We start from the raw sequence: 20,901 nt of genomic DNA, 5'->3' as shown, positions 1-20,901 counted from the left end.
GAGGTGGCGTCGTTTTCAGCCGTGTAATCTCGCTAGCCGCTTGAGGCGTGCGGAGGAGTTGTCTGCGCGGCAATGGAGCTAATCAGTCAGAAGGCCGGCATGGCGCATGGCCAGATCGATTTCGGCCTCCACCCCGAGCGAGACGGTGACCAACGGCAGGCGCATATCGCGTCGCATCCGGCCCAGGCGCCAGAGCGCATATTTCGGCCCTGCCGGATTGGTCTCCAGGAAAAGCGCGCGATGGAGCGGCATCAACCGATCCTGAAGCTCCAGTGCACGGCGGAAATCACCCGAAAGGCATGCCGTCTGGAATTGAGCGCAAAGCCGGGGCGCAACATTGGCGGTCACTGAAATGCAGCCGTGGCCGCCATGCGCCATGTAGCCAAGTGCTGTGCCGTCCTCCCCGGACAACAGGTTGAAATCGCGGCCGCACGCCATGCGTTCCAGAGACGGACGCAGCAGATTTGCGGTGGCGTCCTTCACGCCGACCACGTTACGGCAATCCCGCCTGAGCCGAGCAAGGGTATCCACGGAGATGTCGATGACGCTGCGTGGAGGAATATTGTAGACAATGATCGGTAGGGAGACTTCTGCGTCGATGGCTCGGAAATGCTGGTAGAGGCCTTCCTGGGTCGGTTTGTTGTAGTAGGGCGCGACGATGAGCAGCGCATCGGCACCCGCCGCCTGCGCATGCCGGGAAAAATCAATCGCCTCGTCGGTGCTGTTCGAACCAGCGCCAGCGATCACGGGAACTCGCCCCCTCGCCACTTCTACAGTTCGTTCGACCAGCCGCTTGTGCTCGGCATGCGAGAGGGTTGGGCTCTCGCCGGTCGTCCCGCAGGGAACAACGCCATGGCTGCCCTCCGCGATCTGCCACTCCACCAGCGAAGTGTAGGCCTCCTCGTCAACCTTGCCGTCGAGAAAGGGCGTGACGAGCGCCGTGATCGATCCTTTGAACATTGCATTCTCCGATAATTGCAAAAGAGCGTCAGCGCCTCGCCGGCACCTGCCTTTCGACAATGCGAAAGGCGCGGGTGATGACGATGGTGAGGCAGACATAGAAGATGGTGACGACGATCAGAGGCTCGTAGACGAGCAGCGTATCCTGCCTGATCTTGTAGGCGACGGCATAGAGATCCATCACTGTGACGGTAAAGGCGAGCGGCGTTGCCTTCAGTTGCAGCACCACTTCGCCGGCGATCGTCGGCAGGGCGATGCGGATCGCCCGCGGCAACCATATGCGTCGCAGAAGCGTCCAGTGGGTCATGCCGAAGGCGCGACCGGCTTCCAGTTCGCCCTTCGGCACGGCAAGTAGCGCACCGCGCAATACCTCGGCCTCGTAGGCCGCGTAGTTGAGCGTGAAGCTAACCGCCGCGAAGAAGAAGCCCTCACGCACGATCGGCCAAACGAAACTTGAGCGCAGACCCGGGATCATGGGCAGCAAGGATCCGACACCGTAGTAGAGCAACCACAATTGGATGAGCAAAGGTGTGCCGCGCAAGCAGGTGCAGTAACTCTTGGCGCACCATCGCAGCCAGTGGGGTCCGCCGATCTGCGCGAGCGCAAGACCAATCGCCAGGACGAAGCCGAGAGCGACCGAGATGACAAGCAGCATTACGGTCTGCGTCGCGCCTGCGGCGAGAAGCGGCCAATAGTTGGAAACCCATGAGAAATTCACTGCCTATCCCCCTCAGGCTGATTTCGGCTGACCACGCCGGAAATGAGTCTCAAGGCCTCCGAAGACGACATTGGAGACGAGCGTGATCGCCAGGTAGAGGACGGCGGCGGCCAAGAAGAACAGGAAGTAATGCTTGGTGTTACCGGCGGCGAGCCGCGTCGCCAAGGCCAGTTCCTGGTAGCCGACGACGGCAATCAGCGCGCTGTCTTTGGTCACCGACATCCACAAATTGGCCATGCCGGGCAGGGCGTTCGGCATCAGCGCCGGCAGCACGACCCGCCGGAAGCGCAACCAGGGTCGCATGCCGAAGGCGCTCGCGGCCTCTATCTGGCCAATGGGAATGGCGAGAATCGCGCCGCGCAATACCTCAATCATGTAGGCGCCTTGGACGATGCCCAGCACGACGACCGCGGCAAGGAAGCCGTTGATCTCGATCGATGGGAAGCCGAGCGTGGACAGCATCCTGTTGATGCCGTCCGTCCCGGCGTAATAAAGACCGATTATCAGGATCAGCTCGGGAATGGCGCGCACCGCCGTCGTATAAAAATCCAGCAGGGTAACGACGGCACGGCTGCCCTTGAGTTTACCTGTCGCACCGGTCAGCCCGATCAGTATGCCGAACACGTACGCACCGAGCGAAATCAGGATGGTTGAGGCAGCGCCGGCAAGCAGCACCCCACCCCACCCAGGCGGATATGGGGAAAGCAGTTCCACAATGGATGAGCTTGTCGCCATGAAAACAGCTCCTTGGCGTTCGACCGAGGGCCCTGCGGCTCGAACGCTTTTCTCTCTCTGAGAAGGTATCGGGTTGGATAGACGCAGCGAGGCGCGTCAGCCGCGCCTGAGCACTCCGTTCATTCGCCGTAGGGGTCGAAGTCGAAATATTTTTTGGAGATTTCAGCGTATTTTCCGTTCGCTCGAACAGCGGCGATGGCAGTGTTCAGCCTTGCCAGAAGCTCGGTGTCCTCCTGGCGCAAGCCGCCGCCGATACCCTGTCCCAGAACCTGCGGGTCATCCTTGACGTTGCCCTTGTCCTCGCAGCAGCCCTTGCCAAAATCCGTCTGGAGAAAGCTCATCAGCGGGATGGAATCACCGAAGACGTAATCGATGCGGCCGACGGCCAGATCCTGAAACGCTTCGTCGAGCGTGGCATAGGTCTTCTCGGAGGCAACGCTCGCATAATATTTCTTGTAGTAATCCGCTTGGATCGTGGAAACCTGGATGCCGATCGTCTTGCCGGCGAGATCCTCGACCGCGGTGCCGGTCTTTCCATCCTGCGCGCCGATCAGCTTGCTCGGCGTGTTGTAGTACTTGTTGGTGAAAGCGACCGTCTTCTTGCGTTCGTCGGTGATCGACATGGAAGACCAGATAACGTCGAACTTCTTCGATTGGAGGCCGGGAATTAGGCCATCCCACGACATGTCGACGACCGAGCAGGTTTCCTTCATTTCGGAGCAAACGGCGTTCATCAGGTCGATTTCCCAGCCGACCCAATTGCCGCTCGCGTCCTTCGTAAAGAACGGTGGGTAGGCTTCGTTCATGATGCCAAAGCGGATCTCCGCGTTCGCACCGGCGGCCGAGGCGAGAAGAGTGGCTCCGGCAATGAGGCAGATTGTAGTTTTCATGTCAGTTCCCTTTGTTTTTGATTGGCCGGTAACGGTGCTCAGTGGCGTGAAGAGCTTGTGAATTCGCGACATCGGACGCTACTGGGGGCGCCGAAGACCTGCTCCGGCCTGCCCTCTTCCTCAACACGACCCTGATGGAGGAACATCACATGGCTCGAAACATCGCGCGCGAACTTCATCTCGTGGGTGACGAGCAGCATCGTCCGACCCTCGTCGGCGAGATCACGAATGACTTTGAGCACTTCCCCTACCAGTTCGGGATCAAGCGCCGAGGTCGGCTCGTCGAACAGCATCACGGAGGGGTCGACGCACAGCGCCCGCGCAATCGAGGCGCGCTGCTGCTGGCCGCCCGACAGGAAGGCCGGATAGACGTTGCGCTTCTCATATAGGCCGACCTTTTGCAGCAGCGCCTCCGCCTTTTCCGTCGCCTCCTTGCGGCCTATGCCGAGCACATGGATCGGCGCTTCGACGACATTCTCCAAAACGGTCATGTGGGCCCAGAGGTTGAAGCTTTGGAACACCATGCCGAGGCCGGTGCGAATGCGCTCCACTTGCCGCCAATTCGCAGGGTGGGCGCGCCCGTCCGATCCTGCCTTTAAGACCACTTCCTCACCGTTGACGACGAAGCGCCCCCGATCGGGAATCTCCAGAAAGTTGATGCAACGCAGAAAGGTGCTTTTCCCGGAGCCGGAGGAGCCGATCAGCGATATGACGTCTCCCTTTCTCGCGGTGAGGGAAATTCCTTTCAGCACCTGATGAGCGCCGTAGCTTTTGTGCACGTCGTCGACCCGCAAAGCGCAGGAGATATCATTCGTCATCCACTTCGTTCCCCACTTTTTGCGTGGCTTATGGTCAAGGAGTTTAACCGCTGTCTGCTGGGGTTCGGCCGCGCAGTTTGCCGTCCTTAAGGCATTCCCCCGCGTATATTTTCAAACCTCGCAGTTTTACGGCTTATGCACGATTGATGCAGACGACTTTCGGCTGCGTCATATCCTCATAGGCAAAGCGAACGCCCTCCCGCCCCATGCTCCCATGCTTGAAACCGCCGAAGGGCATCGCGTCAAAACGATGGTCCGAGGAATCGTTGATCATGACCCCGCCCGCTTCGATGCCCGTGGCAGCCTCCAGCGCATCGGCGAGGTTGCTGGTGAATATCCCGGCATGCAGGCTGTAATCCGGCTCATTCGCCATGCAAATAGCGTCGGCAAGCGTCTCGAAGCGCTCAAGCATGACCACCGGCGCGAATATCTCTTCCCGCCAGAGTTTGCTTTGGCGCCCAACGCCCTCAAGCACCGTCGGGCTGTAGAGCGCGCCATCGCGCTGGTGTCCGCACAAAAGCCGGGCTCCGGCTCCGATCGCCTGTTCAACCGCGGTTTCGGCGCGTTCGGCCGCGGTCGGCGAAATCATCGGGCCAACATCCGTCTCCTCACGGCTCGGATCGCCGGCGAGAAGCTTGGCGGTGCCAGCGACGAATGTCTGGCGGAAACGCTCATAGCAACTGGCCTGGACAAGAATGCGCTGCACGCCGATGCAATTTTGACCGGCCGCCCAATAGGCACCCGAAATGCACCCCGTCGCCGCCTTGGCGATATCGCAGTCCGCCATGACGATAACTGGTGCGTTACCGCCGAGATCCATGGCAAGCTTCTTCAGCCCGGCAGACCGGGCAATGGCCTCGCCGGTCACAAATCCGCCGGTAAACGACACCATTCGAATATCGCGAGCAGAAACGATGGCGTGTCCGAGGTCGGCGCCCCCGATGGCGACGGTGACGATCGTTTCCGGGAGACCCGCGGCAACCAGCGTCTCGACGAGCTTCAGGGCCGAAAGCGGCGCTAACTCCGAAGGCTTCAGCAGGATCGAATTGCCGCCGGCAATGGCAGGGCCGAGCTTGTGCGCGACGAGGTTCAGAGGATCGTTGTAGGGTGTAATGGCGGCGATCACGCCAAGGGGTTCGCGTGTGAACCAACCTTGACGGGTCTCGGAGCCCGCATAGGCGTCGAACGGCACGATCTCCCCGGCATTACGCTTGGCCTCTTCTGCGGAGAGCTTCAGCGTGTTGATACAGCGTAACGTCTCCTTGCGCGCTTGTACGATCGTCTTGCCTGCTTCGCTGACGATGGTACGGGCGAAAGCCTCGCACTGTTCTTCGACGAGCCGTGCCGCCTTTTCCAGAATCGCTGCACGACGATGCCGGGGTAATGCGCGCGACAGCGTGGCGCCATGTCTGGTGCGGGCAAGGAGCGCGTCGATGTCGTTCGGACCGCTGGCCGAAACGATCTCGACGAGGGAGCCATCATAGGGATTTAAAACGGCGATCTCTGCGGCGGTCGAGGCGATCTGGCGCTTTACAGCAGTCATTCGGCAGCTTCCTTGTTCATGTGGACGGCGCGATGGATGGCGACAATGTCGGAGAGAAGCGCATAGGCCGTCTCGACTCGCCCAGCTCCCGGGCCGGTGACGGTCACGGCACCAAGCAGGTCGGTATTGAAGGAAACCGCATTGATGGCACCGGCCACCCCTGCGAGCGGATGGTCGAGAGCCAAGCGCCGTGGCGCCACGGAGGCCTCGATCCGACCGTCCTCGCCACGAATTGCCGAGCCGATCAACTTCCAACGGCATCGCTCCTTTGCCGCAGACTCGATGTCCCCGACGGTCAGCGACGAGATACCGCGGCAGGAAACGTCACCCGGCGTCAGCGTGGCGCCCAGCAGTTCGTTCGCGAGAATGACCACTTTGAGCCGCACGTCATGGCCCTCGACGTCTGCAGTTGGGTCCGCCTCGGCATATCCAAGTGCCTGCGCCTCACCGATGGCCTCGGAAAAGCCGAGCCCGCTCTCCATGCGACCCAAAACGAAATTCGAGGTGCCGTTCAGAATACCTTCGAAACCGTTGAGCCCAGAACCGGCAAGCATGGTTTTCGCCATGCGGATGACGGGGGTACCGCTCATCACCGCGCCTTCATATTCGAATGAAACGTGGTTGCGGCGGGCGAGCGCCTTGAGATCGGCGGCGGCGAGGGCGACCGGGCCCTTATTGGTGGTGATTACGTGCCTGCCGCTTTCAAGCGCCCAGCGGCAATGGGAAACGGCCGGTTCGCCATCGTAGGGATTGGTGAAGGTTGCCTCCGCGACGATGTCGGCGGGCGCTTGCCTGATGACTTGCTCGTTGTCCGCTTCCGCTGACCCACCGGACAGCTTCGCGAACCCACCCCTCTCGAATCTAGTCTCGATGAGCATGCGAGCGTCGATGCCGTTGGCCGACACGACGGAGCCGAGATTGAGGTCGGTAACCGCGACGATGTTGAGCTGAAAACCAAGTTCAGTGCGCCAGCGGTTGTTTCGTTCGGCCACAAGTTCGGCAAAGGCACGGTTGACCCCACCAAATCCTATAAGTGCGATATTGTATTGTACCATCCCGGTTCCTCATCATAGGTGACGAGAAAAGGATGACGTTACAGAAGGTCAGCGGGAAGCTTGCAGAACGACCAAATTGATGGTCGTTCTGCCAGGCATCGGCCATAGTGTGCAGATTTCCCGCGAAGATCGATAGTGGGTGAAGGCAATAAGTGAAAACAGACAGAAATATGCAGTTTCACCGCGCCTCATCGGGATAGTATGCGGGAAAACGACCGATAGCGACGATCCTTATGGAAACTATTGACCAGCTAGACCGCAAGATTCTGGATATTATCCAGATCGATTGTCAGATGAAGGCCGAGATCATAGGCGATCTCGTCGGCCTCTCGGCCTCTGCCGTGCAGCGGCGTCTGAAACGGATGCGCGATTCCGGAATCATCACGGCCGAGATTGCCCTTGTCGATCGCAAGGCGGCCGGAACCCCAATGATGTTCATCGCGGGGATGGAAATCGAGCGGGAGAATTATGACGCTCTTTCCAAGTTCCGAGTCTGGTTGGCGAAGCAGGCGCACATTCAGCAGGTCTACTACGTGACCGGTTCAGTCGATCTGGTCGCAATTATCACTGCGCGCGATGTTGGACAATATGATGAGATCACGGCCAACCTAATGTCCGAGAATCCTCAGATCAAAAGCATTCACACGAATGTCGTGTTGAAGGATATCAAAGTCGGGATGTTTGTTCCCATCGCGGACTAGGACCCGCTTCTATTCCATCGTTCCGATCCTGGGACATCCAGAAGCATGCCTCAAGCCCAGAACTGATCCAGCCACAGATTGAGCTTGTCGAAGCCGCGGTTATTGACCGCGTAGATGCGTTTCGTGCCTTCCGACGTCACCGAGACGAGGTTGCTGTCAAGCAGCGCCTTCAGGTGTTGCGAAACCGCGGGACGGCTGATCGGCAGGCCCTCGGCAAGCTCGTTGACTGTCCGCGGCGCGCGCCGCAATTCCTCCAGCAGAAAGCGCCGGTTCGGATCGGCAATCGCAGAGAAGGGGTCCGTGTTCGACATGGCGGGAAAGCTACGTCAAACCGGCCGTTCCAGCAAGGAAATTGTGCAATGCAGCGTGGTGCTTGCCGCCCTTAGCCGCCAACGCCCTCGCGCACGATCAGCAAGGCGGCGATCAGGGCCATTGCATACATGAAGGGATAGAAAATCTCCGGCTTCATGCGGCGCACGCACCAGGCGCCGGCAAGCGTGGCGAGCGGGGCGAAAGGCAGCAGCGTCGCCGAGGTTGCGAGATTCTGCGTGTCGAGCTGGCCGAGCGCGAAATAGGGGATCAGCTTGACGGCGTTGAGGATCGCGAAAAATCGCACGCTGGTGCCGGTATATTCGCGCGGCTGCAGCTTGAGCGGCAGGGCATAGATCTGGAAGGGCGCGCCTCCGGCATGGGCGACAAAGCTGCCGTAACCCGAGAACGTGCCCCAGAAACCGGCGGCGACCGGCCGCTGGCCGCGCGGCGGAATCACCCTGCCGGCGCCCGGGCCGAAATTGTTCCAGAAATAGCGCAGACAGAAGAAGATGGTCACCGCGCCGATGACGATGCGCAGGATGTTGCCCGGAACCAGCGCCGAGGTCGCCCAGCCGAGGCCGATACCGAAGATCGCGCCGGGCAGCATGATCTTCAGCGTCGTCCAGTCGCCGTGCTTGCGCCAGACGACGAGCGAGATCATGTCCATGAAGACCAGGATCGGCAGCAGGATCGCCGCCGCCTCGACCGGCGAGACGACGAGCGCGAGAAAGGGCAAGCCGATCAGCGACAAAGCGTCGCCCATGCCGCCTTTTGCGAGGCCGATCAGGAGCACGGCGGGCACAGCGGCGTAGTAGAATGACAAATCCTGCGGCATGCTTTCGGCGTCCTCCCCTTGCAAGCCTCCTCTAACGGAACTACTCACACAAAACGAGTGCGGATCCGTCCTTTCGAAGAGGGAATCCGCAGGAAACGGAAAGACCTCATGACCGAACCCGAAAACCGCTGCCGCCTGGTGCTCATCGCCCCTGATATCGCCGACGCCGATGAACACGCAAGGATCGTCGCCGACGCGCTGAAGGGCGGCGATGTCGCCTCGGTGATCGTGCCGCAATACGGGCTCGACGACGGCACCTTCCAGAAACATGCCGAAAAGCTGGTGCCTGTCATTCAGGATGCCGGCGCCGCAGCGCTGATTGCGGGCGACAGCCGCGTGGCGGGACGGGCCAAGGCCGATGGCCTGCATCTTTCCGGCAATGCCGAGGCGCTGTCGGAGGCGATCGACAAGCACGCGCCGAAGCTGATCGTCGGCGGCGGCAATGCGGCCGACCGGCATACGGCGTTGGAGATCGGCGAAGCCAGGCCGGACTATATCTTCTTCGGCAAGCTCGATGGCGACATCAAGCCGGAGGCACATCCCAAGAACCTTGCGCTTGGTGAATGGTGGGCTTCGATGATCGAAATCCCCTGCATCGTCATGGGCGGCACCGATCCGGCATCGGCGCTCGCCGTTGCGGAGACCGGAGCGGAGTTCGTGGCGCTGCGGTTGGCGGTCTTCGACGATCCCGCCCGGGCGCCATCAATCATTGCCGAGATCAACGCATTGCTTGACGAAAAAGCGCCACGGTTTGAGGATTGAAATCGCGCTCATGCCGATCCCGCCCGCTCGTCTCTTGAAATATCTGCTCGCCAGCATAGCCGGCCTCCTTGCGGCCGGGCCTGATGTCGCCCTGGCGCAGGCGGCCGACCGCGTCATCAGCCAGCCGGGCACGGCGCCGGCTTCGACCTTTCGCACCGATCGGCCCGCCGGTCCCGGCGTGCGCCCCTCCAATGGCGTCGGGGTTTTCGACCGGATGGGCGCGAAGCTGCCGGACCTGCCGCCGGAGAAGGATTACAAGGGACCGATCGACGAGGCTTACGGCGCCTACCAGCGCGGTTATTACCTCACAGCAATGGATAAGGCGCTGCCGCGCGCCCAGCTCGGAGATCCGGCGGCGCAGACGCTGATCGGCGAAATCCTCTCCCAGGGTCTCGGCGTCAAGAAGGACGTTAAGAACGCGGCCTTCTGGTACGGCAAGGCCGCCGAAGGCGGTGATCCGGCGGCCATGTTCAAATATGCGCTGATGCTGATGGAAGGCCAAGGCGTGCCGCGCGACAAGGTCAAGGCCGACGACTACATGCGCAAGGCAGCCGAAGCCGGCAATCCTTCAGCGGAATTCAATTGGGCGCAGATCCTCGTGGCCGACAATCCCGGCGAGAAGGGGCTGAAGCTGGCGCTGCCATTCTATGAGAAATCGGCCGAGCAGGGCATTGCCGATTCGCAATATGCGGTGGCGCAGCTTTACGCGACGCTGAAAGACCTGCCGGAAGAAAAGAAACAGCTCGCCCGCGAGTGGATGGCGCGCGCGGCGCGCGCCGGCTTCGACACGGCTCAACTCGATCTCGGCATCTGGCTCGTCAACGGTGTCGGCGGCCCGAAGGATTATGTCAAAGGTTTCGAATGGCTGAAACTTGCCGCCAATGGCGGCAACGTCGTCGCGCAGAACAAACTCGCCCACCTCTATGTCAATGCCATCGGCACGCCGCCCAATCCGGTCGAGGCGGCGAAGTGGTACGTGCTGTCGCGCCGCGCCGGGCTTGCCGATCCGGCGCTCGAGGATTTTTATCTGGGCATCGAGGACGGCCAGCAGAAGGCGGCGATCGATGCCGCCAACAAGTTCCGCCGGCGCTAAATAATAGCGCCGCGCGTCCCAGCCGGGCGATTTCAAAACAGCGCGTCGGCGAAAAGATCCTCGTCGTTTTCGATTTTGGCAGGCTCGGCGGGAGCAGAGGCGGGAGCGCTGACTTCGCTTGCCGGAATGATGTCACGATGAATGTTGCGCTCCTGAACCATCGTATAGTGCCTGAAGATCTTGCGGTCGAGCGGCGCGATCGCCTCCGCGAGATCGGAAATATCGGCGACCTCGGAGCCGGCGGCCTCATTAAGGACATCGGCGCAGCGGGCAAAGACCTCACCGAGGTCACGCTGGAAATCGAGCTTGCCAATCAGCAGGCCGATTTTGGTGGCGACCTCGCGGCCGTTTTCGGCGAGCACCTTCAGCTCTTTTTCCATCATATCGGCTGCGGAGCGGATATTGCCGACGGCCGAGGTCAGGCTTTCTCCCAGGCCGCCCGCCCTGGCATCCGTGGCCGGAGTGACGCGCCCGGCCGCGGCTTCGAGCGCCGGCAGGCCGCTGACGATGGCGTCGGCGGATTCATCGAGCTTTCCGGCGAAAATGCGCAATTCGGCCGTGACGACGTTGATCGACTTGCCTTCCTCACCGAGACGGCTGCAGCGCAGGTTGGTGTTCAGGGCCATATAATGGATGTCGGTCTTGACGGCGCGGATGTTGGCAATCGCTTCGGAGAGCTTGGCGGCGGTGCCGATCGTCGACTGGCTCACCTGGTCGGCCTGCCGGCTTGCCGTATCGACCTGCCGGACGATTTCGTGGGCGGCTGAAACGCTTGATTCCAGCGCGCGCATGAAATTGCCGCCGGATTCGCCGCTCGCGCCGCTCATCTGGTCGCGCAGCTTGAGGATCTCCCGCATGTCGTGGTCGAAACTGGCGATCGTCGTGACGACGTTTTCCGATTCCCGCTGGAAGTTTATGCACATGTCGCTCATCTGCGCTGCGGTCAGATGGTGAATGACGTTCTGAAGACGCTTGCGTGCGCCGGCGTCGAGCTTCGCGCCCTCCTCGCCGGCAAAGAACTCCTCAAGCAGCGATAGGGTGGCCTGTACATGCTCGATGCGCTGACGGGTAATATCGCCGATCTGCAAGGCGGAGAGCGTTGAGGCGACCTTGCTTTGGACGCCGCGTGCAATCGCGCCGACCTCGCGGGCGACGACGCCGAGATGCTTGCGGTGTTCGGCGATCTTGGCGGCGTCGTCGCGCAGGGCGGCGGCAACGGCCGGAACGGTATCGGCGTAGCCCTTGGAGACACTGGCGCCGAAGGCGGCGGCAAGTTTGACCTCTTTGTCGAGACTGTCGAGATGCGTCGCGAAACGATTGACTTCATCAGTGCCGGAATAGATTCGCTCCAGGATTTCCTGTGCGAAGCCGGCGAATTCGGCAAGGCCGGCGCCGGTGATCTTCACGGTCACGGCGAAAGTTCTAAGATACCGCATCGTCTCCTGCATGTCGGAGACATATTTGCGCAGATCCCTGCCGGTTTGCGCCAGTGAGACGAGCGCCTGCTGACGGTTTTCTTCGGTGACCGGCAGCGCCGTCAGGCTCTCCACCGTGGCGCGGAGATCGGCGCCGGTATCGCTCGCCTCCCCATTGTCGAGCGCCGCCGTGACACTCTCAAGAGAATTCAACAAACGGTTGAGAACATCCATCACCGACAGCAGCACGGTGCCGCCTTCGAGAAAACGTTCCTCGACCCGGCTGCGGGCGGATTCCAGAGTCCGGCCGATGTCCCGCCCGGATGTGTAGGCTGCAGCGGTCGGCGATACCAGAGCGTGTGCCAACTTTTATACCTTTTCTTAAAACACAGGCTTATCTGACACCATTTTTACGCGCAGGATGGAAACGTCCGGTAAACGCGCCGGACTCGTCAGCGTTGTAATTAACGAAAGATGGGGATTGGGCGCCGTCGCGACCTCGTGGTCGGTTAATATCGCTTAACTCACTGCTTTTATTTTATTTGTTTCTAAATTTTGAGGAAAGATACAACTTATTCCGGATGAGAATTGGGAGTCTCAAGACTCGTTATACGGTAGTTTCATACAACCGGTGTTTACCCTGCATTAACGCTGCCGTGAGAGTCCTTCTGGGGTCGTCAAGTATTTCTCGGGCCGGGGAGGCTGCGTTGGACACTCCTAAACAATATTACGAATCTATAAATTTACCGGACTCGCTGAGCATTCGCTCTGTTTCTGAACTATATTCAAAGTTTACAGCCGAATTTCATGAGCGTGATACAATCGTTGTCAACATCCCCGAAAGTGCGGAAGCGGATCTGAGTTTCATTCAACTCATCGAGTCATCGCGTCGCCAAGCAAAAGCTGACGGAAAGACCTTTAAGCTTTCTACACCTGCTCGCGGCTCGGTCCTGAAGGTACTTGAGCGCGCAGGTTTTATCGAATCCTTCGATCACGAAGATTCCAAGTTCTGGTTGCATAAAGGGGTATGATATTATGACTGCAAACATCCTGACCGTTGACGATTCCGCCAGCATCCGCCTGACCACCAAGGTCACGCTGACCAATGCCGGCTACATCGTCACCGAGGCCGCAGATGGGGCCGAAGGCCTCGCGACTGCCAAGGGCAGCCGCTTCGATCTGATTGTGACCGATCTCAACATGCCGGTTATGGACGGGCTGACGATGATCGAGGAGCTCAGGAAGCTGCCCGGGCAGGCCGGCGTTCCGATCATCTTCCTGACGACGGAATCGGATGCCGATCTCAAGGCACGCGCAAAGGCCGCGGGTGCTACGGGTTGGCTGACCAAGCCCTTCGATCCGGAAAATCTCGTGAAGATCGTGAAGAAGGTTCTCGGACGATGAGCACGCTCGATCCCGTTGCCGTGTTCCGCATGGAGGCTGCCGAATGCCTTGAAGCGATCGAGGTCGGTCTTCTCGACCTCACCCACCAGCTCGACAACAAGGATCTTGTCGATGCCGTATTCCGCGGGCTCCACACGCTCAAGGGATCCGGCGCGATGTTCGGTTTCGAGGCGCTCGCCGCTTTCACCCATCATTGCGAAACCGCCTTCGACCGCGTCCGCAAGGGCGAGGTGGCGGCGACCAGCGAACTCGTCGCCGCCGTTCTGGCCGCCCAGGACCATATGCGCGCCCTCGTCGACCGGCCGGATGCCGATCACGGCGATACCGGCAGCAAGCTTCTGGCGCAGCTGCAGGCGGCCGTCGGCGGCAAGCCGGCGGCGCCTGCGGCCGGACCGGCCGCTGTTGCTACGCCCGTGGTCGTGCGTGAGATATCGGCGAAGAAGAAGAACAGCTGGCGTATCCGCTTCAGTCTGCCCGCCAACTCGATGGCCAACGGCACCAACCCGCTCGGCCTGCTGGACGAGCTGCGCGATCTCGGCGAATGCACGGTGCGCGCCAACACCTCGGCCATTCCGCCGCTTGACGAGCTCACGCCGACGGAACTCCATATTTCCTGGGACGTGATGCTGACTAGCGAGCAGGACCGCTCGGCGATCGACGACGTCTTCATCTTCGTGCTCGACGATATGGAACTCAGCGTCGAGGAGATCGCCGGGCCGGCAACCGCTGCTCCGACCGTGGAGCGGGCCGCAGCTGCACCGGTCGCCGCAGTATCGGTGGCCGTTCCGCCGGCTGCCGTTCCGGAGTTTCGCCCGGTCGAGGCGGTTCCGGCCCGGCGCGAGGCGCCCGCCGCCGCCAGCCAGGCGAAGACGGCCGAGAATGTCCGCGTTCCGGCCGAGCGTCTCGACGAGCTGATGGACCGGGTCGGCGAGCTTGTCATCGCGCAATCGCGTCTCAGCCAGCTTGCCAGCGCCAGCGCCGATATTGCGCTGCGCTCCGTCTCGGAAGAAATCGAACGCCTGTCCGGTGAATTGCGCGACACGATGATGGTGCTGCGCATGGTGCCGGTCGCAACCCTGTTCTCCCGCTTCCGCCGCCTCGTCCACGATCTCGCCCGCGAGACCGGCAAGGTGATCGAGCTGGTGATGGAGGGCGAGACCACCGAAGTCGACAAGACGGTGATCGAACGGCTGGCCGATCCGCTGGTGCATCTGGTGCGCAATTCGATCGATCATGGTCTCGAGGTGCCTGCCGACCGCCTTGCTGCCGGCAAGACCGAAGCCGGCACGGTGGTCCTTTCGGCCCGCCAGGCCGGCGGCGAGGTGATTATCTCGATCAAGGACGACGGCCGCGGCATCAATCGCGAACGGGTTCGCGCCAAGGCGGAATCCTCCGGCCTTATCCATCCCGGCCAGCCGCTCTCCGATTCCGAGCTGCTGCAGCTGATCTTCGCTCCGGGCTTCTCGACGGCTGCGGCGATCACCAATCTGTCCGGGCGCGGAGTCGGCATGGACGTGGTCAAGAAAACGGTCGAAGAGCTGCGCGGCGCGATCGACATCGTCAGCGTGCCGGGGCAGGGTTCGGAAGTATCGCTGCGCATCCCGCTGACGCTTGCCATCATCGACGGCCTGCTGGTGCGTGTCGGTTCCGGCCGCTACGTCATCCCGCTTTCGGCAGTCGAGGAATGCCTCGAACTGTCACTCGAGGAAGATCTCCGCTCGCGCGGCCGCAGCTTCATCTCGCTGCGCGACAGCCTGGTGCCGTTCCTGCGCCTGCGCGATCTTTTCCGCACCGGCACGAAACCCGACGTGCATCAGAAGGTCGTCGTCATCTCGACCGGCACGGAGCGCGTCGGCCTCGTCGTCGATCAGATCATCGGCGACCACCAGACGGTCATCAAGTCGATGTCGAAACTGCATAACGACGTGGCGACCTTTTCGGGCGCCACCATTCTCGGCGACGGCAGCGTCGCCCTCATTCTCGACGTCGGGCACCTGGTGGCCGCGGGTCAGCAACAGGAGGCGCAATTGCGGGTAGCAGGATGAGTGCAGCAGCAACAGCCGAACGGTTCGACAATCACTGGAACTATGCCGAGGAAGTCGAGGTGCTGACCTTCGATCTCAACGGCGAGACCTTCGCGCTGGAAGCGGTCATCGTCCAGGAAATCCTGGACCTGCTTCCGGAGACCGCGGTGCCGGGAAGCCAGCCCTTCGTCGCCAGCGTCATCAATTTTCGCGGCAAGGTCATTCCGCTGGCCGATCTGCGTCTCGCCTTCGGGATGGAGGCGGCGGAAGCCACGATCGACAGCCGTATCATCGTCATCGAGATCGATCTGCAGGGCGAGCCGACGCTGGTCGGCCTCAGAACCGACAAGGTGAACGAGGTGACGACGCTGGCAAAGACAGCGAGCGAGGCGCCGCCGAGCATCGGCATGCGCTGGCGCGCCGACTACATCAACTGCCTGGTGAAGAGGGGTGGAGAGTTCATCATTCTCCCCAATCTGCAGGCGATTTTTTCATCGAGGCACAAGGCGGCGGGAGCCGTCAGCTGACGTTGGATGAATTCAAACTTGGGGGTTTGACATGCGCTTGACAATAAAGACGAAACTGGTGACGGCGTTCACCTTCATCATTCTGATGTTATTGGGCACCGCCGCTTATGGAATTTTCAGCCTTGGATCGCTGAACGATACGATCGGCAATCTTCTTGCCGGTCCGGCGGCCCGCCTCGACCTTGCGCAGCAGATCAACATCGCGCAGCTCGAAGCCATCCGCCAACAGAAGAACCTGCTCACCGCCCGCGGCGCCGATGAAGCCGCCGCGGCAATTGAAAAAGGCAACCAGGCGCGCAAGGACTTCAGTGACGCCTTCAATCAAGTGCTGACGCTCGCCACGGAAGAAGGCAAGGCGCGTTGGGCGCGTATCGCCGACTTTTCCAAATCCTTCAACGCGGCCGACGACCAGATCCGTGACTACCTGAAGGCCGGCAATGCGGACGGCGCAAACACGGTCTCCATCACCGCAGCGCGTGCGGCCGCCAATGATATCGACGCGACACTGGCCGAGATTCTGGCGCTGGAAAAACAGCGCATGAAGGCCGCCGACGCCGATGCCGACGCGCAGTATACGACGACACGCACGACGATGATCGCCGTTGCCACCGTTGCACTGCTGATTGCCGCGATTACCGCCTTCTGGATCGCCAGCACGATCAGCAAGGGCCTCAAACGCGCCAACACCGTGGTTCGCGAAGTGTCTGAAGGCGATCTGACCAAGATGGCCGATATCACCAGCCACGACGAAATCGGCGAGCTTCTCGGCAACGTCAACACGATGATCGAACGCCTGCGCGGCGTCGTCGCCGACGCCTTGTCGGCTGCCGATAACGTCTCTTCCGGTAGCCAGCAGCTCTCGGCAAGTTCGGAACAGGTATCGCAGGGCGCCACCGAGCAGGCGGCTTCCGCCGAAGAGGCCTCCGCCTCGATGGAGCAGATGGCCGCCAACATCAAGCAGAACGCCGACAATGCCGCCCAGACGGAGAAGATCGCCCGTCAGTCGGCCAAGGATGCGGAAGCGAGCGGCGAGGCGGTGACGCGTGCTGTCGACGCCATGCGTACAATCGCTCAGAAAATCGGCATCGTCCAGGAAATCGCCCGCCAGACCGACCTGCTGGCGCTCAACGCCGCGGTGGAAGCAGCACGTGCCGGCGAACACGGCAAGGGGTTTGCAGTCGTCGCCTCCGAAGTGCGCAAGCTTGCCGAACGCAGCCAATCGGCCGCCGCCGAAATCAGTTCGATGTCGAGCGACACGGTCAAGGCTGCAGCCGATGCCGGCGAGATGCTCGGCCGCTTGGTGCCTGATATCCGCAAGACGGCCGAGCTGGTTTCCGAAATCAGCGCCGCCTGCCGCGAGCAGGATATCGGCGCCTCGCAGATCAACGAGGCGATCCAGCAACTCGATAAGGTGACGCAGCAGAATGCCGGCGCCTCCGAACAAATGTCTGCGACCTCGGAAGAACTCGCGAGCCAGGCGGAAGAGCTGCAGACGTCGATCGCCTTTTTCAAGGTCGACACGACGGGCGGGCAACGCGAGCGCGCGCAGGCCGCGAAACTCACTGCTCGCAGCCGGGTCCAAGCCGCACCGCGCAAAACGGGCGGCAAGGCACCGGCCAATACGGTCGCCGGCCAGCAGGCGCGCGTGAAAGGATTTGCCCTCGACATGTCGATGGGCGGTCCCGACACCGCTGATGACGAGTTTCGGGAGAGCGCGTGAGCCCTTCCCGGGGGACGCTTAGGCGTTCCCCTTCGATAACTGTTGTGGGCCGGCTGGCACGGCCCGCGACGCGCTTTCGGCGCTTGGGGAAGCGATATGGACGCTTATTCATTTCTGCCGTCGGCTTTCGCCGGATGGAATTTCTTTGCTGCATGATGCCGCGCCAATTGGACCATATTTATTGCTTCGCTCTCTGAGAGGGATATTGAGATGCGTATTACGATCAAACTAAAACTCGCGGCTGCATTCGGCTTTGTCATATTGTTGCTGGTGGGCAGCGCGGCATATGGGATATTGAGCCTCGGTTCACTGAACGACGCCGTCGGCAACCTTATTTCCGGTCCCGCTAAAAGGCTGGAAATCGCTCTGGAAGCAAAGACCGCCGAGCTCGATGCCGTTCGCTGGCAGAAGAACGCCCTTCTCGAAATGGATCCCGAAGCGGTCAGGAAGAACTATCAGAATGCCGCGAAGAGCGTAGACGAAATGATCGCGTTCGTGACAAGCGGCCAGCAGCTCGCAACTCCTGAGGGCAAGCCGAGTTGGGACAGGCTGCTCGATCTCGCCAAACGCTTCGACGAAGGCTCCAACAGAGTCGCCTCTATCCAGGAAGGCGGCGACAGGGCAGGAGCCGTGGCGCTGTCCTCAGGAGAGGTTCGCCGCCTCGTCCTGGAGCTGGAAGACGTTTTCGAGACGCTCGTCACGCTTCAGCAGAAAGCGATGGCCCAGGCCGATAATGACACCGACATCCTCTACAGTTCGACGAAGAATACGCTGATCGGTGTAGCGATCGGGGCTTCCGTCATTGCTTTCGGGGCAGCGCTTTGGATCGCGCTCGGGGTCAACAGCGGCCTCAGCAAGATCATGAACGTTGCCAGCGCTGTGGCGATCGGCGACCTGAACCAGAAGGTAGAGATCAGGAGCAACGACGAGATCAAGGATCTGGTCAACACGATCAATGTCATGACGGATAATCTTCGCGTCACCGCCGGCATTGCCAGGCAGATCGCCGACGGCGACCTGACGGTGTCCCCGAAGCCGCTCTCGGAGAAGGATACGCTCGGCATCGCGCTCGAGCAGATGGTCGAGCGCCTGCGCGGCGTCGTTGCGGATGCGATCACGGCCGCAGAAAATGTTTCGGCCGGCAGCCAGGAACTTTCGGCAAGCTCGGAGCAAGTATCGCAGGGCGCCAGCGAACAGGCGGCTTCGGCCGAAGAGGCCTCCGCCTCGATGGAGCAGATGGCCGCCAACATCAAGCAGAACGCCGATAATGCCGCGCAGACCGAAAAGATCGCCCGTCAGTCGGCCAAGGATGCGGAGATGAGCGGCGAAGCGGTTTCGCGCGCCGTACAGGCGATGCGGACCATCGCCGAGAAGATCGGCATCGTCCAGGAAATCGCCCGCCAGACGGACCTACTGGCGCTCAACGCCGCGGTGGAAGCAGCGCGTGCCGGCGAACACGGCAAGGGGTTTGCGGTCGTCGCTTCGGAAGTGCGCAAGCTTGCCGAACGCAGCCAATCGGCCGCCGCCGAAATCAGTTCGATGTCGAGCGACACGGTCAAGGCCGCCCAGGATGCCGGCGACATGCTCGGCCGGCTGGTGCCCGATATCCGTAAAACGGCCGAGCTGGTTTCGGAGATCAGCGCCGCCTGCCGCGAACAGGATATCGGTGCCGGCCAGATCAACGAGGCGATCCAGCAGCTCGATCGGGTGACGCAGCAGAATGCCGGCGCCTCCGAGCAAATGTCTGCGACCTCGGAAGAACTCGCGAGCCAGGCGGAAGAGCTGCAGACGTCGATCGCCTTCTTCAAGGTCGATACAACAGGCGGTCGCCAAACCCGTATGCCGACCGCCAGGGTGACGGTCCGCAGCTCGGCGCCCGTCGCCGGCCGCAGCCTCGGCGGCAGGAAGCTCGCCGCCAACAGCGTCACCGGTCAGCAGGCGCGGGCAAAGGGCTTCGCTCTCGATCTCTCCATGGGCGGTCCCGATGACGGGGACGTCGAATTCAAGGAAAGCGCCTGATCATGGCTCCAACATCTCTTGAAGCGCAATTCGTGACCTTCAGCCTCGGCGAGGAGATTTTCGCCGTACCGGTCGAGGTCGTCCGGGAAATCCTCGACTATGCGGAAGCTTTCAAGATTCCGAATGGTCCCGACTATCTGCTCGGCCTGCGCGATGTGCGCGGGCAGGGTGTGCCGACCATCGATCTTCGACTGAAACTCGGCATGACGAAGACCGAGCCGACACCGCATACGCGGGTGCTCGTCCTCGACGTGCCGATGGAAAGCCGGCTTCTCACTCTCGGCCTCGTTGCCGACCGCGTTTTCGAGGTCACGCCGTTTCGGCGTGACCAGATCGAGGCGGCGCCCGATATCGGCGTGCGCTGGCGTTCGGACTATATTGCCGGCGTCGTTCGCCGTGAAAACGGCTTTGTCGTCATCATCGATCTCGCGCGGCTGCTGTCGCGCGAGGACGCCTCTGCACTGCAATCGGCGGCCTGACCGCGCGTCAACCCGGAGTACTGCGTCTTATGAGTATGGCAGCAGCGGTGGAAACCCAATTGCCGGGCGACCGGATCAGCAAGCGCAATTTCGACAGGCTTGCCCGGTTCATCTACGACTATAGCGGCATCAAGATGCCGCCGACCAAGCTGACGATGCTCGAGGGTCGGCTGAGGCGCCGCCTTCGGGCGACCAATCATGCGACCTTCGACGACTATTGCGACTTCCTGTTCAATCAAGACGGTCTTGCCCAGGAAACCGTCTACCTGATCGACGTGGTGACGACGAACAAGACCGACTTCTTTCGCGAAGCCAAACATTTCGACTATATGCAGAGCGTGGCGCTGCCGGTGATCGCCGGCAGCGGCGTTCGCACCATTCGCACCTGGAGTTCCGCCTGCTCGACAGGAGCCGAGCCCTATACGATGGCGATGGTGCTGGCCGAATTCACCGAAGGCCGCAACGATGTCTCCTACAGCGTACTGGCGACCGATCTTTCCACCGACGTGCTGCAGACGGCGCGCCGGGGTATTTATCCGGAAGATCTCATCGCGCCGGTGCCGCGAGACCTGCAGCGCAAATATGTGCTGACGGCCAAGCAGCCGGATCGGCGGGAGGTGCGGATCACGCCGAAACTGCGCAGCAGAATCGGTTTTGCCCGCATGAACCTGATGGATGAGAAATATCCGATCGGCGAGCCGATGCACGTCATCTTCTGCCGCAATGTGCTGATCTACTTCGACAAGCAGACTCAGGCGGGCGTGCTGAACCGCCTCTGCGATTGCCTGGCGAAGGGCGGATACATGTTCATCGGCCATTCCGAATCGATCACCGGTTTCGATCTGCCATTGAAGCAGGTTTCCAACACGGTATTTCAGCGTATCTAGTGTA

The 20,901-nt window shown here is 61.2% G+C and carries 21 protein-coding genes; 11 read left to right on the top strand and 10 right to left on the bottom strand.

Annotated features, from left to right (window positions below):
• Positions 1–78: 78 nt before the first annotated feature.
• The 7 genes from dapA to N2597_RS17030 form a co-directional block, all read right to left on the bottom strand.
• The gene (dapA, locus tag N2597_RS17060; RefSeq protein WP_009994922.1) at positions 79–960 is read right to left on the bottom strand and encodes a 4-hydroxy-tetrahydrodipicolinate synthase; all 882 of its coding nucleotides are present in this window, start codon (positions 958–960) and stop codon (positions 79–81) included.
• Between the two features lie 28 nt (positions 961–988).
• Positions 989–1,678, bottom strand: coding sequence for an ABC transporter permease (locus N2597_RS17055; RefSeq protein ID WP_038691197.1), 690 nt, complete (start codon positions 1,676–1,678; stop codon positions 989–991).
• A 12-nt stretch (positions 1,679–1,690) separates the two neighbouring features.
• Positions 1,691–2,413: an ABC transporter permease gene (locus N2597_RS17050; protein ID WP_038691195.1), complete on the bottom strand. Its 723-nt coding sequence runs from the start codon at positions 2,411–2,413 to the stop codon at positions 1,691–1,693.
• Positions 2,414–2,532: 119 nt separating this feature from the next.
• Positions 2,533–3,303: a transporter substrate-binding domain-containing protein gene (locus N2597_RS17045; protein WP_096764317.1), complete on the bottom strand. Its 771-nt coding sequence runs from the start codon at positions 3,301–3,303 to the stop codon at positions 2,533–2,535.
• 38 nt (positions 3,304–3,341) lie between these two features.
• The gene (locus tag N2597_RS17040) at positions 3,342–4,121 is read right to left on the bottom strand and encodes an ABC transporter ATP-binding protein (RefSeq protein WP_096764318.1); all 780 of its coding nucleotides are present in this window, start codon (positions 4,119–4,121) and stop codon (positions 3,342–3,344) included.
• Between the two features lie 133 nt (positions 4,122–4,254).
• On the bottom strand, positions 4,255–5,664 hold the full coding sequence (locus N2597_RS17035; protein WP_183598254.1) for an aldehyde dehydrogenase family protein: 1,410 nt from the start codon (positions 5,662–5,664) through the stop codon (positions 4,255–4,257).
• A complete protein-coding gene (locus N2597_RS17030; RefSeq protein ID WP_077990596.1) occupies positions 5,661–6,719 on the bottom strand; it encodes a homoserine dehydrogenase in 1,059 nt (352 codons plus the stop codon). The genes N2597_RS17035 and N2597_RS17030 overlap by 4 nt, the downstream gene beginning before the upstream one ends.
• 233 nt (positions 6,720–6,952) lie before the next feature.
• On the opposite strand from N2597_RS17030, the gene N2597_RS17025 reads away from it, so the two are divergent.
• Positions 6,953–7,420, top strand: a complete 468-nt coding sequence (locus tag N2597_RS17025) for an Lrp/AsnC family transcriptional regulator (RefSeq protein ID WP_009994841.1) — start codon at positions 6,953–6,955, stop codon at positions 7,418–7,420.
• A 50-nt stretch (positions 7,421–7,470) separates the two neighbouring features.
• Here N2597_RS17025 and N2597_RS17020 read toward each other — a convergent pair whose 3' ends face one another.
• A complete protein-coding gene (locus N2597_RS17020) occupies positions 7,471–7,731 on the bottom strand; it encodes an ArsR/SmtB family transcription factor (RefSeq protein WP_003552646.1) in 261 nt (86 codons plus the stop codon).
• Between the two features lie 71 nt (positions 7,732–7,802).
• A complete protein-coding gene (locus tag N2597_RS17015) occupies positions 7,803–8,567 on the bottom strand; it encodes a sulfite exporter TauE/SafE family protein (protein ID WP_077990593.1) in 765 nt (254 codons plus the stop codon).
• 108 nt (positions 8,568–8,675) lie between these two features.
• Here N2597_RS17015 and N2597_RS17010 point away from each other — a divergent pair, with 108 nt between their 5' ends.
• Both N2597_RS17010 and N2597_RS17005 read left to right on the top strand, forming a co-directional pair.
• Entirely contained in the window at positions 8,676–9,329 is a 654-nt protein-coding gene (locus tag N2597_RS17010; protein WP_183598256.1) for a thiamine phosphate synthase, read from the top strand.
• A gap of 10 nt (positions 9,330–9,339) precedes the next feature.
• Entirely contained in the window at positions 9,340–10,422 is a 1,083-nt protein-coding gene (locus tag N2597_RS17005; protein ID WP_077990854.1) for a tetratricopeptide repeat protein, read from the top strand.
• 32 nt (positions 10,423–10,454) lie between these two features.
• On the opposite strand, the gene N2597_RS17000 is transcribed toward N2597_RS17005, so the two are convergent.
• Positions 10,455–12,203: a methyl-accepting chemotaxis protein gene (locus N2597_RS17000; protein WP_096769903.1), complete on the bottom strand. Its 1,749-nt coding sequence runs from the start codon at positions 12,201–12,203 to the stop codon at positions 10,455–10,457.
• Between the two features lie 341 nt (positions 12,204–12,544).
• On the opposite strand from N2597_RS17000, the gene N2597_RS16995 reads away from it, so the two are divergent.
• The 8 genes from N2597_RS16995 to N2597_RS16960 all read left to right on the top strand — a co-directional run bounded on the left by N2597_RS16995 (position 12,545) and on the right by N2597_RS16960 (position 20,897).
• Positions 12,545–12,868: an STAS domain-containing protein gene (locus tag N2597_RS16995; protein WP_080711013.1), complete on the top strand. Its 324-nt coding sequence runs from the start codon at positions 12,545–12,547 to the stop codon at positions 12,866–12,868.
• Between the two features lie 4 nt (positions 12,869–12,872).
• Positions 12,873–13,241, top strand: a complete 369-nt coding sequence (locus N2597_RS16990) for a response regulator (RefSeq protein WP_077990584.1) — start codon at positions 12,873–12,875, stop codon at positions 13,239–13,241.
• Positions 13,238–15,286: a chemotaxis protein CheA gene (locus N2597_RS16985; protein WP_096769901.1), complete on the top strand. Its 2,049-nt coding sequence runs from the start codon at positions 13,238–13,240 to the stop codon at positions 15,284–15,286. Before N2597_RS16990 ends, N2597_RS16985 begins: the two co-directional genes overlap by 4 nt.
• Positions 15,283–15,792: a chemotaxis protein CheW gene (locus N2597_RS16980; protein ID WP_009986416.1), complete on the top strand. Its 510-nt coding sequence runs from the start codon at positions 15,283–15,285 to the stop codon at positions 15,790–15,792. The genes N2597_RS16985 and N2597_RS16980 overlap by 4 nt, the downstream gene beginning before the upstream one ends.
• Positions 15,793–15,823: 31 nt before the next feature.
• Positions 15,824–17,512 (top strand): methyl-accepting chemotaxis protein, encoded by a 1,689-nt coding sequence (locus N2597_RS16975; RefSeq protein ID WP_183598258.1) that lies wholly within the window; start codon positions 15,824–15,826, stop codon positions 17,510–17,512.
• A gap of 210 nt (positions 17,513–17,722) precedes the next feature.
• Positions 17,723–19,531, top strand: coding sequence for a methyl-accepting chemotaxis protein (locus N2597_RS16970; protein ID WP_077990851.1), 1,809 nt, complete (start codon positions 17,723–17,725; stop codon positions 19,529–19,531).
• A gap of 2 nt (positions 19,532–19,533) precedes the next feature.
• Positions 19,534–20,010, top strand: a complete 477-nt coding sequence (locus tag N2597_RS16965; protein WP_003590275.1) for a chemotaxis protein CheW — start codon at positions 19,534–19,536, stop codon at positions 20,008–20,010.
• A gap of 29 nt (positions 20,011–20,039) precedes the next feature.
• Positions 20,040–20,897, top strand: a complete 858-nt coding sequence (locus N2597_RS16960; protein WP_038691170.1) for a CheR family methyltransferase — start codon at positions 20,040–20,042, stop codon at positions 20,895–20,897.
• Positions 20,898–20,901 lie beyond the last annotated feature (4 nt).

The sequence above is a fragment of the Rhizobium sophoriradicis genome (genome assembly GCF_025200795.1).
GTDB classification, from domain to species: Bacteria; Pseudomonadota; Alphaproteobacteria; order Rhizobiales; family Rhizobiaceae; genus Rhizobium; species Rhizobium sophoriradicis.
Note: the sequence above shows the minus strand (reverse complement) of the source record. Positions and strands in the feature narration are given on the sequence as shown.

Bases quoted from the DNA above. Each gene is read 5' to 3' on its own strand.
- N2597_RS16985 (WP_096769901.1), top strand. From the start codon at position 13,238: ATGAGCACGCTCGATCCCGTTGCCGTGTTCCGCATGGAGGCTGCCGAA.
- N2597_RS16970 (WP_077990851.1), top strand. From the start codon at position 17,723: ATGCGTATTACGATCAAACTAAAACTCGCGGCTGCATTCGGCTTTGTC.
- N2597_RS16960 (WP_038691170.1), top strand. From the start codon at position 20,040: ATGAGTATGGCAGCAGCGGTGGAAACCCAATTGCCGGGCGACCGGATC.
- N2597_RS16965 (WP_003590275.1), top strand. From the start codon at position 19,534: ATGGCTCCAACATCTCTTGAAGCGCAATTCGTGACCTTCAGCCTCGGC.
- N2597_RS17040 (WP_096764318.1), bottom strand. From the start codon at position 4,121: ATGACGAATGATATCTCCTGCGCTTTGCGGGTCGACGACGTGCACAAA.
- N2597_RS16990 (WP_077990584.1), top strand. From the start codon at position 12,873: ATGACTGCAAACATCCTGACCGTTGACGATTCCGCCAGCATCCGCCTG.
- N2597_RS17015 (WP_077990593.1), bottom strand. From the start codon at position 8,567: ATGCCGCAGGATTTGTCATTCTACTACGCCGCTGTGCCCGCCGTGCTC.
- N2597_RS17030 (WP_077990596.1), bottom strand. From the start codon at position 6,719: ATGGTACAATACAATATCGCACTTATAGGATTTGGTGGGGTCAACCGT.
- N2597_RS17025 (WP_009994841.1), top strand. From the start codon at position 6,953: ATGGAAACTATTGACCAGCTAGACCGCAAGATTCTGGATATTATCCAG.
- N2597_RS16980 (WP_009986416.1), top strand. From the start codon at position 15,283: ATGAGTGCAGCAGCAACAGCCGAACGGTTCGACAATCACTGGAACTAT.
- N2597_RS17010 (WP_183598256.1), top strand. From the start codon at position 8,676: ATGACCGAACCCGAAAACCGCTGCCGCCTGGTGCTCATCGCCCCTGAT.
- N2597_RS17035 (WP_183598254.1), bottom strand. From the start codon at position 5,664: ATGACTGCTGTAAAGCGCCAGATCGCCTCGACCGCCGCAGAGATCGCC.
- N2597_RS17005 (WP_077990854.1), top strand. From the start codon at position 9,340: ATGCCGATCCCGCCCGCTCGTCTCTTGAAATATCTGCTCGCCAGCATA.
- N2597_RS17045 (WP_096764317.1), bottom strand. From the start codon at position 3,303: ATGAAAACTACAATCTGCCTCATTGCCGGAGCCACTCTTCTCGCCTCG.
- N2597_RS17020 (WP_003552646.1), bottom strand. From the start codon at position 7,731: ATGTCGAACACGGACCCCTTCTCTGCGATTGCCGATCCGAACCGGCGC.
- dapA (WP_009994922.1), bottom strand. From the start codon at position 960: ATGTTCAAAGGATCGATCACGGCGCTCGTCACGCCCTTTCTCGACGGC.
- N2597_RS17050 (WP_038691195.1), bottom strand. From the start codon at position 2,413: ATGGCGACAAGCTCATCCATTGTGGAACTGCTTTCCCCATATCCGCCT.
- N2597_RS16975 (WP_183598258.1), top strand. From the start codon at position 15,824: ATGCGCTTGACAATAAAGACGAAACTGGTGACGGCGTTCACCTTCATC.